The sequence below is a fragment of the Bacillus mobilis genome, from assembly GCF_001884045.1.
GTDB lineage: Bacteria > Bacillota > Bacilli > Bacillales > Bacillaceae_G > Bacillus_A > Bacillus_A mobilis.
Map to the genome: position 1 here is coordinate 109,686 of NZ_MACF01000123.1, position 15,271 is coordinate 124,956.

At 35.1% G+C, this 15,271-nt stretch carries 18 protein-coding genes; 15 read left to right on the plus strand and 3 right to left on the minus strand.

Annotated elements, in window-relative coordinates; translation table 11 throughout:
* Positions 1-59: 59 nt before the first annotated feature.
* Positions 60-452: a YueI family protein gene (locus BAQ44_RS23245; protein WP_000247570.1), complete on the minus strand. Its 393-nt coding sequence runs from the start codon at positions 450-452 to the stop codon at positions 60-62.
* Between the two features lie 233 nt (positions 453-685).
* On the opposite strand from BAQ44_RS23245, the gene BAQ44_RS23250 reads away from it, so the two are divergent.
* Positions 686-1,819, plus strand: a complete 1,134-nt coding sequence (locus BAQ44_RS23250; RefSeq protein WP_080467794.1) for a BA2291 family sporulation histidine kinase — start codon at positions 686-688, stop codon at positions 1,817-1,819.
* A 33-nt stretch (positions 1,820-1,852) separates the two neighbouring features.
* On the opposite strand, the gene BAQ44_RS23255 is transcribed toward BAQ44_RS23250, so the two are convergent.
* Positions 1,853-2,602 carry a DUF4397 domain-containing protein gene (locus BAQ44_RS23255; RefSeq protein ID WP_071724100.1) on the minus strand — a complete coding sequence of 250 codons (750 nt, stop codon included), beginning with the start codon at positions 2,600-2,602 and terminating at the stop codon, positions 1,853-1,855.
* Between the two features lie 986 nt (positions 2,603-3,588).
* Here BAQ44_RS23255 and BAQ44_RS23260 point away from each other — a divergent pair.
* The 10 genes from BAQ44_RS23260 (at position 3,589) to BAQ44_RS23305 (ending at position 12,894) form a co-directional block, all read left to right on the plus strand.
* Positions 3,589-4,899, plus strand: coding sequence for an aspartate aminotransferase family protein (locus BAQ44_RS23260; RefSeq protein ID WP_001205889.1), 1,311 nt, complete (start codon positions 3,589-3,591; stop codon positions 4,897-4,899).
* Positions 4,896-5,594, plus strand: a complete 699-nt coding sequence (atoD, locus tag BAQ44_RS23265) for an acetate CoA-transferase subunit alpha (RefSeq protein ID WP_063262798.1) — start codon at positions 4,896-4,898, stop codon at positions 5,592-5,594. Before BAQ44_RS23260 ends, atoD begins: the two co-directional genes overlap by 4 nt.
* Positions 5,579-6,241, plus strand: a complete 663-nt coding sequence (locus BAQ44_RS23270; RefSeq protein WP_063262799.1) for a CoA transferase subunit B — start codon at positions 5,579-5,581, stop codon at positions 6,239-6,241. The genes atoD and BAQ44_RS23270 overlap by 16 nt, the downstream gene beginning before the upstream one ends.
* Positions 6,242-6,256: 15 nt before the next feature.
* The gene (locus BAQ44_RS23275) at positions 6,257-7,525 is read left to right on the plus strand and encodes a peptidase (RefSeq protein ID WP_063262800.1); all 1,269 of its coding nucleotides are present in this window, start codon (positions 6,257-6,259) and stop codon (positions 7,523-7,525) included.
* A complete protein-coding gene (gene ablB / locus BAQ44_RS23280) occupies positions 7,522-8,367 on the plus strand; it encodes a putative beta-lysine N-acetyltransferase (protein WP_063262801.1) in 846 nt (281 codons plus the stop codon). The genes BAQ44_RS23275 and ablB overlap by 4 nt, the downstream gene beginning before the upstream one ends.
* Before the next feature lie 98 nt (positions 8,368-8,465).
* A complete protein-coding gene (rocR, locus tag BAQ44_RS23285; RefSeq protein ID WP_080467795.1) occupies positions 8,466-9,851 on the plus strand; it encodes an arginine utilization transcriptional regulator RocR in 1,386 nt (461 codons plus the stop codon).
* A gap of 210 nt (positions 9,852-10,061) precedes the next feature.
* A complete protein-coding gene (gene kamA / locus BAQ44_RS23290) occupies positions 10,062-11,483 on the plus strand; it encodes a lysine 2,3-aminomutase (RefSeq protein ID WP_063262803.1) in 1,422 nt (473 codons plus the stop codon).
* Positions 11,480-11,752, plus strand: coding sequence for a YokU family protein (locus tag BAQ44_RS23295; protein ID WP_000995761.1), 273 nt, complete (start codon positions 11,480-11,482; stop codon positions 11,750-11,752). The genes kamA and BAQ44_RS23295 overlap by 4 nt, the downstream gene beginning before the upstream one ends.
* A gap of 72 nt (positions 11,753-11,824) precedes the next feature.
* Positions 11,825-12,040, plus strand: a complete 216-nt coding sequence (locus BAQ44_RS23300) for a YozE family protein (RefSeq protein ID WP_000750725.1) — start codon at positions 11,825-11,827, stop codon at positions 12,038-12,040.
* Between the two features lie 191 nt (positions 12,041-12,231).
* A complete protein-coding gene (locus tag BAQ44_RS23305; protein ID WP_000101496.1) occupies positions 12,232-12,894 on the plus strand; it encodes a germination protein YodN in 663 nt (220 codons plus the stop codon).
* A gap of 4 nt (positions 12,895-12,898) precedes the next feature.
* Here the strand turns inward: BAQ44_RS23305 and BAQ44_RS30540 are convergent, their stop codons facing one another.
* Complete coding sequence (locus BAQ44_RS30540; RefSeq protein WP_000456535.1) at positions 12,899-13,066, minus strand: DUF3930 family protein; 168 nt, start codon at positions 13,064-13,066, stop codon at positions 12,899-12,901.
* A 149-nt stretch (positions 13,067-13,215) separates the two neighbouring features.
* Here BAQ44_RS30540 and BAQ44_RS23315 point away from each other — a divergent pair, with 149 nt between their 5' ends.
* The 4 genes from BAQ44_RS23315 to BAQ44_RS23330 all read left to right on the plus strand — a co-directional run bounded on the left by BAQ44_RS23315 (position 13,216) and on the right by BAQ44_RS23330 (position 15,246).
* Entirely contained in the window at positions 13,216-13,395 is a 180-nt protein-coding gene (locus BAQ44_RS23315; protein WP_000658451.1) for a YozD family protein, read from the plus strand.
* A 110-nt stretch (positions 13,396-13,505) separates the two neighbouring features.
* The gene (locus BAQ44_RS23320; protein ID WP_000473374.1) at positions 13,506-13,688 is read left to right on the plus strand and encodes a hypothetical protein; all 183 of its coding nucleotides are present in this window, start codon (positions 13,506-13,508) and stop codon (positions 13,686-13,688) included.
* A complete protein-coding gene (locus BAQ44_RS23325; RefSeq protein ID WP_071724102.1) occupies positions 13,688-14,509 on the plus strand; it encodes a serine/threonine protein kinase in 822 nt (273 codons plus the stop codon). The genes BAQ44_RS23320 and BAQ44_RS23325 overlap by 1 nt, the downstream gene beginning before the upstream one ends.
* The gene (locus BAQ44_RS23330) at positions 14,491-15,246 is read left to right on the plus strand and encodes a sporulation protein (RefSeq protein WP_063262805.1); all 756 of its coding nucleotides are present in this window, start codon (positions 14,491-14,493) and stop codon (positions 15,244-15,246) included. Before BAQ44_RS23325 ends, BAQ44_RS23330 begins: the two co-directional genes overlap by 19 nt.
* Positions 15,247-15,271: the final 25 nt, after the last annotated feature.

The window sequence follows — 15,271 nt, forward strand, 5'->3', positions numbered from 1 at the left end:
CGTTTTTTATTGTTTGTTTTATGTTTCTCGATACGATTTCATTTAATCAAGTGTACCTTTTACTTCATTTCTTGTTTGAAAATAGCATCTTCTACATAAATTTGTTCTTTGTCAACAGCTGTACTATGGGATAATACTAAACCGATGGGTGTTTCTATACCTTTATTTTGAACAATTGTAAAAGGAACATTTTTTTCATTTGCTAATTTAATGTATTTTGATAAATGTGGGTAAGCAATGCCACCATTTAGGAATATTTGTAATGATTGAGAAGAGCGCATGCTACTAGCTACTTCAGAATATACATTACTTTGCATTACTTGACCGATAGTTAAAGCGATTTCTACACGCTCACGTAATGTAGTTAAATACATATTACGTTCTTCTGGTTTGTTCTGCTTTTGGCCGTAAATGCCTTCTTGGAGATAATCTTCCACATTTTTATTTACCATATTTTTCACACCTTTCATTTTCTATTGTACGAAAGAATGAGGCAGGATGCAAAAAAAGTCGCATCGAATGTAAAAAAAATTGAATGAAAGGAAGGAAAATAGAATGTATCAATCTAAACAATTAATAAAGGCATTAAAAATTTTATCAACACATATTAACAAAATGTGACAATAATCTATTAACGAATCGCATTTTTTGTGTTAATATTCAAAATATAAAGGGTGTTCGTCGTATGGAAATGGAGGGAATGGGGGTTTTTCCAATCGATAAGGATATTAAAGAAGTATTTTGTTCGCACTTGAAAAACAACAGGCACCAATTCGTTGAGAACTGGAAAAACAAAATGATAATTTCCGATAAAGATCCATTTAAACTAGAAGCAGTTCAAAATGGAGAGGATTTATTAGAGTTAATTATCGAACTTACAATGGAAGAAAAAGATATAGATTATCTTCAGCCATTATGCGAGAAAATTGCTATTGAACGTGCAGGAGCAGATGCGAATATTGGAGATTTTGTTTATAATGCAAACGTGGGAAGAAATGAGCTTTTTGAAGCGATGTGTGAATTAGAGGTTAGCGCACGTGAATTGAAACCAATTATGGCTCAAATACATACTTGTTTTGACAAATTAATTTATTATACTGTTTTAAAATACTCGGAAATTATATCAAGAAATTTAGAGGAAAAACAGCAATATATTAACGAAACACATAAAGAAAGGCTGACGATATTAGGGCAAATGTCAGCTAGTTTTGTACATGAATTTCGTAACCCACTTACTTCGATTATGGGATTTGTCAAATTATTAAAGGCAGATCATCCGAGTTTATCGTATTTAGATATTATTTCGCATGAATTAGACCAATTAAACTTTCGGATTTCGCAATTTTTACTCGTATCGAAAAAAGAAATGTGGACGGAATCAGAACAATTTTGGCTTAATGATTTGTTTCAAGATATTATACAGTTCTTATATCCGAGTTTGGTTAATGCAAATGTATCGATTGAAAAGAATTTGCCGTACCCAATTCCGCTTGTTGGTTATCGGAGTGAAGTGAGACAAGTATTTTTAAATATATTAATGAATTCAATTGACGCTCTTGAATCGATAAAAGAAGAACGAAAAATTATCGTTGATGTATTTGAAGAAGATCAGGCAATTCGAATTGTAATAAAAAATAATGGACCAATGATTCCAGCTGAAAATGTAGAAACGATTTTCGAACCATTTGTAACTACTAAAAAGTTAGGAACTGGTATTGGGTTATTTGTATGTAAACAAATTGTAGAAAAACATAATGGGTCCATCATGTGTCGTTCAGATAACGATTGGACAGAATTTCAAATTGAGTTTCAAAAATAAACAGTCTACACCAAATGAATGGTGTAGACTGTTTTAATTTGTAAGGATAACGGCTTCTAATTTAGGATCCTTCGTTGAATAACCTAAAATTGAAATGGTATAAATGATGTTCGGTTCGACTTTGAAATTCGGTATAGTTAGCAAGACACTTGCATTATCTGCGAGTGCAACTTCAATATCTGCTGTACCAGGGCTAACTTCTAAAAAATCTGTAATTTGTTTAAAGAGTACATTTTCAAATAAATGATCTCCACCTTTTAAACTTACATTTACAACAGGGGTATCCGGAGAAAAATGTGCAAAGCGTATTTTTGCTTGACCAGCTGGTAAATGTGTATTATCAAGCATAGGTTGTAATTGGAGATGATTGTCACTATTTATTGCGGCAAAAGTATAAGAGTGATTTCCCATTATCGGTACTAAAGCTGAAAAGATGGGAGTTTCATTGTCGACAGGAACAATATCTATACGGTATTTACCTTGTACTAATGTTAAATAGGGACTAAATTGTTTAAATGAAATATTTTTAATAACCTTTTGTCCGTTTACTAAAATGTCAACCGCAGGTGTATTGGAAGCTGAGTGAAAAAACCTTATATGTGATGGTAAAGCAGCTTCTTGTGAATCTCTTTTTTCATATGCCTGTACAAGTTTCGTAAGCGCATCATAATATTTCATATATAGTTCTACATATTTTTTCGGATTATGAAATTGATAGTAACGAGCGAGCTGTTCGTAACGTGCAGCTTCTTGTCCATATTTTTCGATTTCAGATTGAGACATGAACATTCCTCCTTTGTCATCATTAACACTATATGCTTAGCAAGAAAGAGGTTATGCAAAAAAATTGTTTCTAAAAGGAGGAAAGTTGAAAATAAGTAAAAAATATTGCTTATGGTAAGTGTAGTTTAGGTGAACGAGAGTTATAAATTTCTAGAGGACACAATAATATTTCCTCCAAATGAGCTGATGAAGTTCGGATTATGAAATGAAGACTTAAGAGTGAAATAAGTGAAATATCGAAAACATGTCCAAAATTCTTAGAAAACTAGGGATTTTTTAAATTATGGGCGAATACACATACAAAGTGATAATTGTCCTACATAAATTATAAAGGAAAGGTAATTTGAAATTGAGGAAAGGAATGAAATATTGGGATGGGGATATCCCGCAAGGATTTGTGAGTGGAGTTATGGACGATTTTGTGCTTTAGGCTGTAGGATGAAATTTGAATTTGTAATGCTATTGTTTCTATTTACGTTAGCAAGTGAAGGTATTAACTGATAAAAGAGCGTCGTGCCGAACTGATTAATGTGGTTAATCGGTTCTTTTTTTAATGTATAAAACGGATGATGATGTATGTGAAATCTTGGTTTCTTTAAAATAATTGCTATGCATTTAGTGGGATTAATTGTCGAGATTTGTTTGAAAATATGCAATATAAAGTAGGAGAATAGGAAGGAGTTTAAAGGGAGTTTCGTCGAAGTTTACACAATGTCGGCAATTGAGGGAAGCTGACATTATGTTAAGAAAACATGTAGTGAAACATTTATTTTATATAAAGGAGGGTTAGTTGAGCGTATAAATAAGGGTTGGTCTTCGACTTTAGTTCTGAATTTTCTGTTTTTGAAGTTGATATTAAGCACTCATTTGTATATTTTATAATAGTTTTTTGATAAAATCACTGCTTTCGCAGAGGGTTCTTTTTTATGAAAGAAACGTCAATTTTCTTCATATATATATACAAATTGGAGAAATGGGGGAGCGCTATGCGCGATTACTTAATTAAACCACTTGTTGGTCAGCCGTATCCAATGATTTCACATGGAAAAGGTGTGTATTTGTATGATCAAAACGGAAATAAATATTTTGATGGCTCGTCAGGGGCAATTACGGCAGGTATTGGGCATGGCGTAAAGGAGATTGCGGACGTTATCAAAAAGCAAGCAGAGGAGATTGCTTTCGTTTATAGATCACAGTTCACGAGTGAACCAGCTGAAAAATTAGCGAAGAAATTAAGCGATTTAAGTGTAGGAGATTTGAACTGGAGCTTTTTTGTAAATAGTGGTACGGAAGCAAATGAAACAGCTATGAAAATTGCAATCCAGCATTTTCAAGAGCGAGGTATTCAAGGGAAACATAAAATTTTGTCACGATGGATGAGTTATCACGGTATTACGATGGGAGCCTTATCAATGTCTGGGCATCCACTGCGCAGACAACGTTTCGTGTCAATTTTAGAAGATTATCCAACTATTCCAGCTCCATATTGTTTTAGATGTCCGGTGCAAAAGGTATATCCAACTTGTCAGCTTGCTTGTGCGACTGAACTAGAAAGATCAATTGAAAGAATTGGTGCAGAACATATCGCAGCTTTTATCGCTGAACCGATTATCGGAGCAGCTGGAGGCGCAGTCGTCCCGCCGAAAGAATATTATAAAGTTATTAAAGATATTTGTAGTCATTACGATATTTTATTTATTGCCGATGAAGTAATGACTGGACTTGGTCGTACTGGTGCTTGGTTTGCGATGGAGCATTGGGGTGTAGAACCGGATATTATGACTCTTGGTAAAGGTTTAGGAGCTGGATATACACCGATGGCAGCGACGATTGTAAGTGACCGTGTTATGGAGCCAATTTTACGAGGATCACGTTCAGTTATGAGTGGGCATACGTTAAGTGCAAATCCATTATCAGCAGCAACTGCTCTAGCTGTTATTGAGTATATGGAGAAACATAATCTACCTGAAAAAACAGCAGAAAAAGGAGAGTATTTAATAAAAGGACTACAAAAAGTTCAGCAACAATCGACAATCATTGCTGATGTACGCGGAAAAGGTTTGCTGATTGGAGTAGAATTGCAACCGTTTACAAAGGCGTCAGAACTTATTTCGGTTGCAGCTAAAAATGGTCTTCTTTTATACCAAGCTGTTTCAGGGCAAGCAGGAAAAGAAGATAGTGCACTGCTTGTAGCACCGCCAATGACAACTACATATTCCGAGTTAGATGAATTACTTTCAATTTTTGCAAAAAGTGTAGAAGAAATGATGCAAAAAGGAGGGCATAGTATCGCATGACAACTATTACGAATACATTCGGTAAATTAAAAGAAATAGAGGAAGTAATTTCTTTGTTCCACGATGATATGACATTAATGTTTGGAGGATTTGGGGGGATTGGATCCCCTCCATCTTTGATACAGGCGATTTTAGAAAAAGGAGTTACAAATTTAAATTTAATAGGAAATGACACGGGATTTCCTGATGTAGGAATCGGTCGTCTTGTTACGAATGAAAGAGTAAAATCATTAGTTACCTCACATATTGGTTCAAATCCAAATGCAGGGAGACAGCTAAACGAAGGAAGGTTACAAATCGAGTTTTCCCCTCAAGGAACATTAGCAGAGCGTATTCGCGCTGGTGGTGTAGGACTTGGAGGCGTATTAGTTGATGTAGGTGTTGATACGATTGTAGAAGAGGGAAAACGTACAGTTGAAATGAATGGTAAGACATATTTAGTTGAAACAGCATTAACTGCTGAGGTTGCAATTGTATATGCGAAAAAAGCGGATCCGTTTGGTAATCTTGTGTTTGATAAAAGCGCTCGTAACATGAACCCTCACGTAGCAATGGCAGGGGATATAACGATTGTAGAAGCAGAGGAGATCGTTCCACTTGGAAGTTTAGATCCAGAAGAAATTGTTGTCCCAGGAGTATTTGTAAATTATATCGTACCGTCGGAAGGAGTGAATTGGAAATGGGTATGGGCGTAGAAGTGAGAGATAAGATTGCTAGGCGCGCAGCGAAAGAAATACAAAATGGTATGATTGTAAATTTAGGTATTGGTATACCATCGCTTGTACCGAATCATCTTCCTGACGATATAAACGTTATGTTTCATGCGGAAAATGGAATTGTAGGTATGGGACCTACGCCAAGCAAAGGGAATGAAGACGAAAATTTATGTAACGCAGCAGGTTTACCAACTTCTCTTATTACAGGAGCGAGTTATTTTGATAGCTGCACAGCGTTTGGGATGATTCGAAAAGGTTTATTAGACATAACGATTCTTGGTTCATTACAAGTAAGTGAGAATGGTGATTTAGCCAACTGGATTGTCCCAGGAAAACGCGTTCCAGGTATTGGGGGAGCGATGGATTTGGCACAAAAAGCGAAGCGGGTCGTTGTTGTAATGAATCATGTCGATAAATACGGAAATGCAAAAATTGTTTCGGAGTGTACATTACCGTTAACTTCAAAGAAATGTGTAGATTTAATTATTACAGATATGGCAGTTATGGAAGTGACGGAGGATGGACTCATTTTACAAGAGTTAATGAGCCCATACACAGTGGAAGATATAAAACAACATACAGAAGCTGATTTCAAAATTGACTCTAACTTACTAGTAATTGAATGAGGGGAGATGTAATATATGGAGCAATTAAAAAAGAAAATTTGTGATTATATCGAGAGTCATGAAGAGGAAAGCGTAAAATTTTTAAAACGATTAATTCAAGAAAAGAGCGTATCTGGTGATGAGAGTGGTGCGCAGGCAATTGTGATTGAAAAATTACGTGAGCTAGGTTTAGATCTAGATATTTGGGAACCATCCTTTTCTAAAATGAAAGATCATCCTTATTTTGTATCACCGCGTACAAGTTTTTCAGATAGCCCGAACATAGTGGCAACCCTTAAAGGAAGTGGCGACGGAAAATCTATGATATTAAATGGACATATTGATGTCGTGCCAGAAGGAGATGTGAATCAGTGGGACCATCACCCTTATAGTGGTGAGCAAATAGGGAATCGTATATATGGTCGTGGAACAACGGATATGAAAGGCGGAAACGTCGCACTAATGCTTGCGATGGAAGCCATTATTGAATCTGGTATTGAATTAAAAGGAAATATTTATTTTCAAAGTGTAATAGAAGAAGAAAGCGGCGGGGCAGGAACATTAGCGACTATATTACGAGGATATAAAGCGGATGGTGTCATTATTCCAGAACCGACAAATATGAAGTTTTTCCCGAAACAACAAGGGTCCATGTGGTTTCGTCTACATGTGAAAGGCAAAGCAGCACATGGTGGAACGCGTTATGAAGGAGTAAGTGCAATTGAAAAAAGTATGTTTGTTGTAGAGCATTTGAGAAAATTGGAAGAGAAGAGAAATGGTCGAATTACAGATCCATTATTTAAAGGAATCCCGATTCCAATTCCAATTAATATTGGAAAAATTGAAGGTGGGAGCTGGCCAAGTTCTGTTCCTGATTCGTTAATTTTAGAAGGAAGATGTGGTATTGCGCCGAATGAGACTATAGAGGCAGCAAAAGAAGAGTTCGATAATTGGATCGCTGAATTAAATGATGTGGACAATTGGTTTGTTGAAAATCCTGTAGAAGTAGAATGGTTTGGGGCGAGATGGGTTCCTGGTGAACTAGAAGAAAATCATGAGTTAATTACGACACTCGAGCATAACTTTGTTGAAATCGAAGGGAACAAACCGATTATTGAAGCGTCTCCTTGGGGGACTGATGGAGGTTTATTTACACAAATCGCAGGCGTACCAACGATAGTATTTGGTCCAGGAGAGACAAAAGTAGCACATTATCCAAACGAATATATAGAAGTTGATAAAATGATAGCTGCCGCAAAAGTTATTGCATGTACATTACTAGATTGGTGTGAGGTGAAAAAATGAAATACTATGAATCTTTTAGAGAACAGACGAATGGCTATACAGTAGAAGGCGTATTAGACTATTTTAATAAACGTATTCGAGTAGACCACTACACAGGAAATATTGAGAGGATTATAAAAACAATTGACGAATTAGCAGAGAAGCATTCTTTCACTAAATGTATTATTAAAGGAAAGGGAGAGCATGTTTCTACATGGCTCTCTTTCGGTTTTTTATTGGAAGCAACAATACCGCATTATTTTCAAGGTCATGATGCATACTTCTTCGTGAAATTTATTAATGATGAAAGACGAAATAGTATTCATTGGGCTGAGGAAGATACCATTTTAAGCGGAGTTAAAGCAAAAGAAGTAAAGGAAAAAATAGTTCCAGAGAAATTTCTATTAAGAAAAGCGACCGAAGAGGATGCGGAAGAATTAGCGGTCGTCTTTGGAAAAGTATTTGAAGTTTATCCGACTCCTTTAAACGAAGCAAGTTATGTAAAACAAACGATGAAAGAAGACGATACAATATACTATGTGTATGAATTCGAGGGAAAAATAATTAGTACAGCATCTGCAGAAATGAATATAAAAGAAGGAAATGCAGAATTAACGAATTGTGCTACGTTACCCGAATATCGTAAGCATGGGTTTATGAAAAGTTTACTAATTAAGTTAGAAGAAGAACTGCAAGAAAAATCGATTTTCTGCTCCTATACAATTGCTCGATCACTTTCTTTCGGAATGAATGCGGCCTTTCATCAGTTAGGTTATACGTATACAGGAAGACTGGCGAACAATTGCTACATTTTCGATAAGCTGGAAGATATGAATATATGGGTGAAAGATTTGTCTAAATAGTACGGTATAAAAATAGAACGGAATCGTCATGCTTATAATCGCATATAGGTATGCCGGAAATTCGGCACGTGATTGCTGAATTTTCGGCAAAAGGGGGGATGACATTGCTAGCAGTTTCGACACAAGAAGTCATTGAAGCGATTTTGGGCAGTATTGATGAGGCTATACACGCAGTAGATGAAAATGGTATTACAATTTTTTATAATACAGTAGCTGCAAAACACGATGGATCAAAAATTGAAAAAGTGTTAGGTAAACATTTATTAGAAGCGTTTCCTTCTTTATCTAGGGAAACAAGTACGTTGATGAAAGTGCTAGATACAAAAAAGCCAATCGTTCATCAAGTGCAACATTATCAAAATTTAAATGGGGAAGACATTTGTACAGTAAATACGACGTTACCTATTTTTATAGATGGAAATATTGCTGGGGCTGTTGAAATTGCTAAGGATTATTCCACAGTTCAAAAACTTACGGATACAATTGTCGATTTGCAGTCGAAAATAAAGCGGTCATCTAGAAAAAAAGCAATTAAAAAGCATATTGCATTTGAGACGATCGTGACGAATGATGCTCGGTTTAAACAGACGAAAGAATTAGCACAAAAAGTAGCCCCAACGGATGCAAATGTTTTAATATATGGGGAAACAGGAACAGGGAAAGAGCTATTTGTACAAGCGATTCATGAAGCTTCTAAACGGAAGAACAAGCCGTTTATTGCACAAAACTGCGCAGCTTTGCCAGAATCGCTATTAGAAAGTTTATTGTTCGGAACGACGAAAGGCAGCTATACAGGGGCAATTGAACGAGCGGGATTATTTGAACTTGTAGATGGAGGGACATTGTTTTTAGATGAACTGAATTCAATGCCACTCGATTTACAAGCGAAAATGCTACGTGTATTAGAAGATGGTGTTATTCGTCGTATTGGTGATAATAAGACGAGAAAAGTAGACGTTCGCGTTATTACCGCAATGAATCAGCCACCAGAAATATGTTTAAAAGAGAATAAAATTCGCACTGATTTATATTATCGATTAAATGTCTTTTCATTATATATTCCGCCGCTCCGTGAAAGAACTGAGGATGTATTATTATTAGCGTCTTATTTTTTGAAAGAATATAATAAAAGTTATAAAAAAGATGTACTTCAAATGGATAAGGAAGCGAAAGAACGACTAGAAGCTTACCAATGGCCTGGAAATGTTCGGGAGTTAAAACATACGATTGAACATGCTGTCATAATTGCAGAAGGTAATACATTAACAGCCAATTGTTTACCGCGTACATTTCGGAAAGAGAATCTTCCGAAGAAGAGGAGCATATTGCCTCTTAGAGAAGCACTTCATCAAACGGAAAAAGAATTAATAGATCAAGCGTTAATTGAAACGGAAGGGAATATACTACAAGCTGCAAAAATGTTAGGTATCCCTCGTCAAACGCTGCAATATAAGCTGAGTAAGTACGACAAAACCGCCGAATAATTGGCGGTTTTTGTGTATTTGCACCAATAAAAGAGCGTTTACATATATAAAAAGTAATGAATATGATAGTATGTATGGATTTCATACAGTGCTTAAAAATATTTTTTTGCTTATGTAATAGCGTTCTCCGTACATTTACTTATCAATAATGTAAAGTTGGCATAACTATTGCTTATATAAAGGATGAGCGTATAAAAAGGGGGAATAGCAATGTTACATGATGTATACAAACCAAATCGTCACTGGAAAGATATCGAGTTGTGGAAGGATGTTACTGAAGAACAATGGAATGACTGGGTTTGGCAATTAACGAATACGATCAAAACGTTAGATGACTTAAAGAAAGTGATTAATTTAACACCTGACGAAGAAGAAGGCGTTAAAATTTCAACGAAAACGATCCCGTTAAATATTACACCGTACTATGCTTGGCTAATGAATCCTGATGACCCACGCTGTCCGATTCGGATGCAATCTGTACCGATCTCGGAAGAGTTATATAAAACAAAATATGATTTAGAAGATCCGCTTCATGAAGATGAAGATTCACCAGTTCCAGGGTTAACACATCGTTATCCTGACCGCGTATTATTCTTAGTAACGAATCAATGTTCTATGTATTGTCGTTACTGTACACGCCGTCGTTTTAGTGGACAAATTGGAATGGGTGTGCCAAAGAAACAATTAGATGATGCAATTGGTTACATTCGTGATACACCACAAGTACGAGATGTATTAATTTCTGGTGGTGACGGTCTTCTTATTAACGATAAAATTTTAGAATATGTATTAAAAAATTTACGAGAGATTCCGCATGTCGAGATTATTCGTATCGGAACGAGAGCACCGGTAGTATTCCCGCAGCGTATTACAGAAAACTTATGTAACATTATTAAAAAATACCATCCAGTATGGTTAAATACACATTTCAATACTTCTATTGAAATTACAGAAGAGTCGAAAAAAGCATGTGAAATGCTAGCGAATGCTGGTGTTCCAATCGGAAACCAAGCAGTAATTTTGGCTGGTATTAACGACAGCGTTCCAATTATGAAAAAACTTATGCATGACTTAGTAAAAATCCGTGTACGCCCATACTACATTTATCAATGTGACTTATCTGAAGGTATTGGTCATTTCCGTGCACCGGTATCTAAAGGTCTGGAAATTATTGAAGGTTTACGCGGTCATACGTCTGGTTATGCAGTTCCAACATTCGTTGTTGATGCACCAGGAGGAGGCGGAAAAATTGCGCTTCAACCAAACTATTTAATTTCACAAAGTGCAGATAAAGTTGTGCTTCGTAACTTTGAAGGTGTTATTACAACGTATCCAGAGCCAGAGAGCTATATCCCAGGAAGAGCAGAAGGGTACTTTAAAGAAATCTATCCAAACTACGAAGAAAAACGTTCAGATGTTGGTATCGCAGGTCTTATGAGTGATAAGAAATTTAACCTTGTTCCAGACGACTTACAGCGTATGAACCGTCGTAAAGACTATGAAGATAATGAAACTCATGCATCACTAAAAGATAAACGTGATAAGCGTGATCAACTGAAAGATAAAAAGTATCAATCACAAATGGCTAAATTAGAAGAAAACGACAAAAAAAATGAGGGTGATGCAGTATGAATTGTATGTGGTGTGACAGTACAGAAGCGAAAGAAAGCTTGAATACTGTATATTGGGAATTGCCAGATGGTACGAAAGCCATTGAAATCCAAGAGACACCATGCATTTCTTGTTCCTCATGTGGTATGGACTATCAAGCAGATCAAACAGTGAAAGAAATAGAAGATCAATTGTTTCTAATTTATACGAAAGATTTACCAAAACAACTAACATATGAAGAATTAATGGGAAGACCACGTCTATTAAAAAGAAATTATTTCGACTTTTAACCAGCTTTTATGCTGGTTTTTTTCTATTTTGCCTTGTATAATGTATCCAAGTTAGAAAGGTAGGGAAGATTTTTGAAAAAGACATTTTACCACTATATGATGAAGCATCGTGCCGCTCTATTTAGTAATGAAATTTCGAATTTAGCAGAGGCAATGTACGATGATTTAAGCTTTCCGAAGCAATCTGAAGATTACGATGAAATTAGTTCATACTTAGAATTAAGTGGAATGCTAGAAAGTATGTCTATATTTGATGAAGCTTGGGATTTATACATACAAGAGAGATAAAAACTATAAGATGGTATTTTTGATGAGAAGCTAGTCTATTTGCTAGCTTTTTTTACGTTGTAAATAAATTTTCATATGGTGATATTTTTTATTGAAAAAATTTATGAATATACGCTTCTGTGATAAGCGTTTTTATGTAGGTTGCATATACTGTTATCAAAATCACGACGTCAAAAAAAGGAGAGATATAGATGGCAAGGAAAAAGCAACCTAAATATAACGTAGGGGACATAGTCGTGATTACGCTATATGGAACCGTTGGTAAAATCACAAATATGAAGGTTTTAGATGGAGTTTACGTTTACGAAGTCAATAATCACGATGGGTTTTACGTAGAGCAAACGTTGCAGCACGTTTCAGAGCAAGATATGAAAAAAGGTGAAACTGAGTGGATTGAATTAAATTATAATTTCACATTTGGTGATCTCGTGCAAGTAACAGGATACGATAAAGATGTGTTTCGGATTGTTGGTTTTCGTACAGAAGTATGGAGATATAAAAATGACGCATGGGAAGATACAATATACGAATTGTCACGAATTACGGATGGTGAATGGTTAGAAGCAGATGAATCAGATTTAACGCTACTTGCAAATGCTCAAACGGCAAATGCAATTTTGAAGAAAATGAAACAAGATAAAGCTGGTATGAATAAATTAGATTTAGGAAAATTAAAGTCAATTAACAACTCAAAAAAAGTGAGTGTTAAGACAAATCGTCAAGAAATCATTGATGGATTACTTGATATTTATAACGATTACCAATTGTTATTTGATACATTTAAAGATGAAGAATACAAAATTGTTATGGATGTTGTTCATAATTATTTAGTTAAATTGACAGAGAAAAAGTAGTTAACTAGAAAGAGAGAATGAATTGAACAACAACATATGCAGTATAAGGTATGCCTACAATTATTAAAAAAATAAAAAGCCATTTAATAAGAGAGTCTGCCCATTGATCTTCATGCATGAACTCTTCTTTTGTTTGTCCTACTTCTTGTTCTACCTCATATTGGTATTCCATAATTAAATCCCCCTTTTTGATAGCTTGTACTACCATCGTATGCATCTCGTCCAAAGGATATGACCTATAAAAAAGAAAAACTATTTTTCTAATCTCATATACATATTTTTGAGATTTTTTCATAAAACAGAAATAAAGGAGTGATGCTCATGAAGGAAATTGAAGTCGTAATTGATACGGAAGAGATTGCGGAGTTTTTTTATGAGCAACTAATTGAAAGAGGATACGTCCCAAAACGAGAAGAAATTGAAGATCTCGCAGACATTACATTCGAGTACCTATTAGAGAAATGTATGATTGATGAAGTGTTTGATGAAGAGGATGAGTGAAAGTAGCGACGGGGTTTACTCGTCGTTTTTTACTCTTTACAAACTTGTCACAAATATAGTCGGTAATAGTTGGTATAATTAAAAGAAAATTTTACTCAAGAGGTGAAGGGATGTTCAAAAAAATTATTGATTCTTTATTAGGTAGGAAAAAATATCGTTCGTATTCTAGTAGTGATTATCGCCATAGAGGTCGCTCTTATTCAAGTAGCGATTATAAACGACGTTCATCTGGTTATGGCCATCAGCATTATAAAAGAAAGCGTAAAAGCCGTAGCTTCTTTTCAAGTAGCTGATGAAATGGCATCGTATACTAGCTTTATTTGATAGACCACTTCGAAAAAATACAATCGTTGCAGAACGTTATAAAATTGAATCAGTAATTGGAATGGGCAGTTATGGGGTTACATATGTCGTTAATGATTTACAAATAAATAGATATAAAGTCTTAAAACAATTAAGACAAAGTAAACAAAGGCATGAGTCTGGTAGAAAATCATTTGAACAAGAGAAAATGATCTTACAAAAATTAGATCATCATGCAATTCCTAGTTTATATGATCATTTCGTATGGGAGAAAAAAAGCTTTTTTGTGATGGAATATATGCCGGGTGAGAATTTCGAAGATTATATTTTCTTAGATGGGTATGTATATACAGAACGTGAAGTTTTTAAAATTTTATACGATATATTAGAAATTGTATCGGTGTTTCATAGTAAAGGTATTATTCACCGAGATTTACGTATTCCGAATATATTAATGAAAGAAAATCGAATTAGTATTATTGATTTTGGTTTGGCTAAATTGAAGGGTGAGGGTGATGAACGAGCTACAACTTATGAAGGTGAACAAGCTTTGATGCGAGAAGTTCAGTTTCGTAGCGATTTTTATGCGCTTGGTCATTTCTCATTATTTTTATTATATGCAGGCTATGAATCTAATGAAAAATATGAAAAACCATGGTATGACGAATTAACTTTAGAAAATTATAACCGTGAAATGCTTATGCGAATGTTACAAATAAAAACGCCGTACTATGAAAATGTACAAGATTTAAAAAAAGATGTAGCTTTTGCTTTAGAAAGGATGGAGGATCCATGTTTCAAAAGTTTTTAGCAAGCGTTGGTATTGGTAATGCAAAAGTAGATACAGTTCTTGAAAAAGATGAGTATATTGTTGGAGAAGAGATACTAGGAAAGGTTCATATAACTGGAGGTTCAGTTAGCCAACAAATTGAAAGCATTTACTTAACGTTATCAACATCGTATGTACGAGAAGTGGATGATAAAAAAGTAACAGCAACATATGATTTAGAGCGAGTTCGTTTAACAGAACCTTTTTCTGTTGAGCCGAATGAAAAAAAGGAAATTCCATTTTCATTTATAATGCCAGTTGAAACACCGCTTACACTTGGAATGAAAACAGTTTGGGTGCATACAGGCCTTGATATTAAACGTAGTATAGATCCAAGTGATCGTGATTACATTCAAGTGTTGCCAAATGCATTATTAAATAGTGTGTTAGAGGGTGTACAACAATTAGGTTTTAAAGCGCGTCATATAGAATGTGAAGAATTACCGTATCGATTACGTAAGCAAGTTCCATTTGCGCAAGAATTTGAGTTTGTTCCGGTTTCCGGAGAGTATTATGGGAAATTAGATGAACTAGAATTATTAATCTTGCCAAGCGCCTACGATCGACTAGAGATTATTATGGAAGTAGACAGAAAATCCCGCGGATTAGCAGGTTTATTTGCAGAAGCGCTTGATCTTGACGAGAAAGTGATTCGCTTTACAGTAATGAATGAAGATATTCCAGCAATGAAAGAAAAAATTAACAATTATATTTTTTAATAAACTATGCATAAAAAAGAAATGG

What these genes read in the sequence shown, in the direction of transcription:
- BAQ44_RS23275 (WP_063262800.1), top strand. Translation starts at nt 6,257, where the DNA reads ATGGAGCAATTAAAAAAGAAAATTTGTGATTATATCGAGAGTCATGAA.
- kamA (WP_063262803.1), top strand. Translation starts at nt 10,062, where the DNA reads ATGTTACATGATGTATACAAACCAAATCGTCACTGGAAAGATATCGAG.
- BAQ44_RS30540 (WP_000456535.1), bottom strand. Translation starts at nt 13,066, where the DNA reads ATGGAATACCAATATGAGGTAGAACAAGAAGTAGGACAAACAAAAGAA.
- BAQ44_RS23250 (WP_080467794.1), top strand. Translation starts at nt 686, where the DNA reads ATGGAAATGGAGGGAATGGGGGTTTTTCCAATCGATAAGGATATTAAA.
- BAQ44_RS23315 (WP_000658451.1), top strand. Translation starts at nt 13,216, where the DNA reads ATGAAGGAAATTGAAGTCGTAATTGATACGGAAGAGATTGCGGAGTTT.
- BAQ44_RS23325 (WP_071724102.1), top strand. Translation starts at nt 13,688, where the DNA reads ATGAAATGGCATCGTATACTAGCTTTATTTGATAGACCACTTCGAAAA.
- BAQ44_RS23305 (WP_000101496.1), top strand. Translation starts at nt 12,232, where the DNA reads ATGGCAAGGAAAAAGCAACCTAAATATAACGTAGGGGACATAGTCGTG.
- BAQ44_RS23295 (WP_000995761.1), top strand. Translation starts at nt 11,480, where the DNA reads ATGAATTGTATGTGGTGTGACAGTACAGAAGCGAAAGAAAGCTTGAAT.
- rocR (WP_080467795.1), top strand. Translation starts at nt 8,466, where the DNA reads ATGACATTGCTAGCAGTTTCGACACAAGAAGTCATTGAAGCGATTTTG.
- BAQ44_RS23270 (WP_063262799.1), top strand. Translation starts at nt 5,579, where the DNA reads ATGGGTATGGGCGTAGAAGTGAGAGATAAGATTGCTAGGCGCGCAGCG.
- BAQ44_RS23255 (WP_071724100.1), bottom strand. Translation starts at nt 2,602, where the DNA reads ATGTCTCAATCTGAAATCGAAAAATATGGACAAGAAGCTGCACGTTAC.
- BAQ44_RS23245 (WP_000247570.1), bottom strand. Translation starts at nt 452, where the DNA reads ATGGTAAATAAAAATGTGGAAGATTATCTCCAAGAAGGCATTTACGGC.
- BAQ44_RS23320 (WP_000473374.1), top strand. Translation starts at nt 13,506, where the DNA reads ATGTTCAAAAAAATTATTGATTCTTTATTAGGTAGGAAAAAATATCGT.
- atoD (WP_063262798.1), top strand. Translation starts at nt 4,896, where the DNA reads ATGACAACTATTACGAATACATTCGGTAAATTAAAAGAAATAGAGGAA.
- ablB (WP_063262801.1), top strand. Translation starts at nt 7,522, where the DNA reads ATGAAATACTATGAATCTTTTAGAGAACAGACGAATGGCTATACAGTA.
- BAQ44_RS23260 (WP_001205889.1), top strand. Translation starts at nt 3,589, where the DNA reads ATGCGCGATTACTTAATTAAACCACTTGTTGGTCAGCCGTATCCAATG.
- BAQ44_RS23330 (WP_063262805.1), top strand. Translation starts at nt 14,491, where the DNA reads ATGTTTCAAAAGTTTTTAGCAAGCGTTGGTATTGGTAATGCAAAAGTA.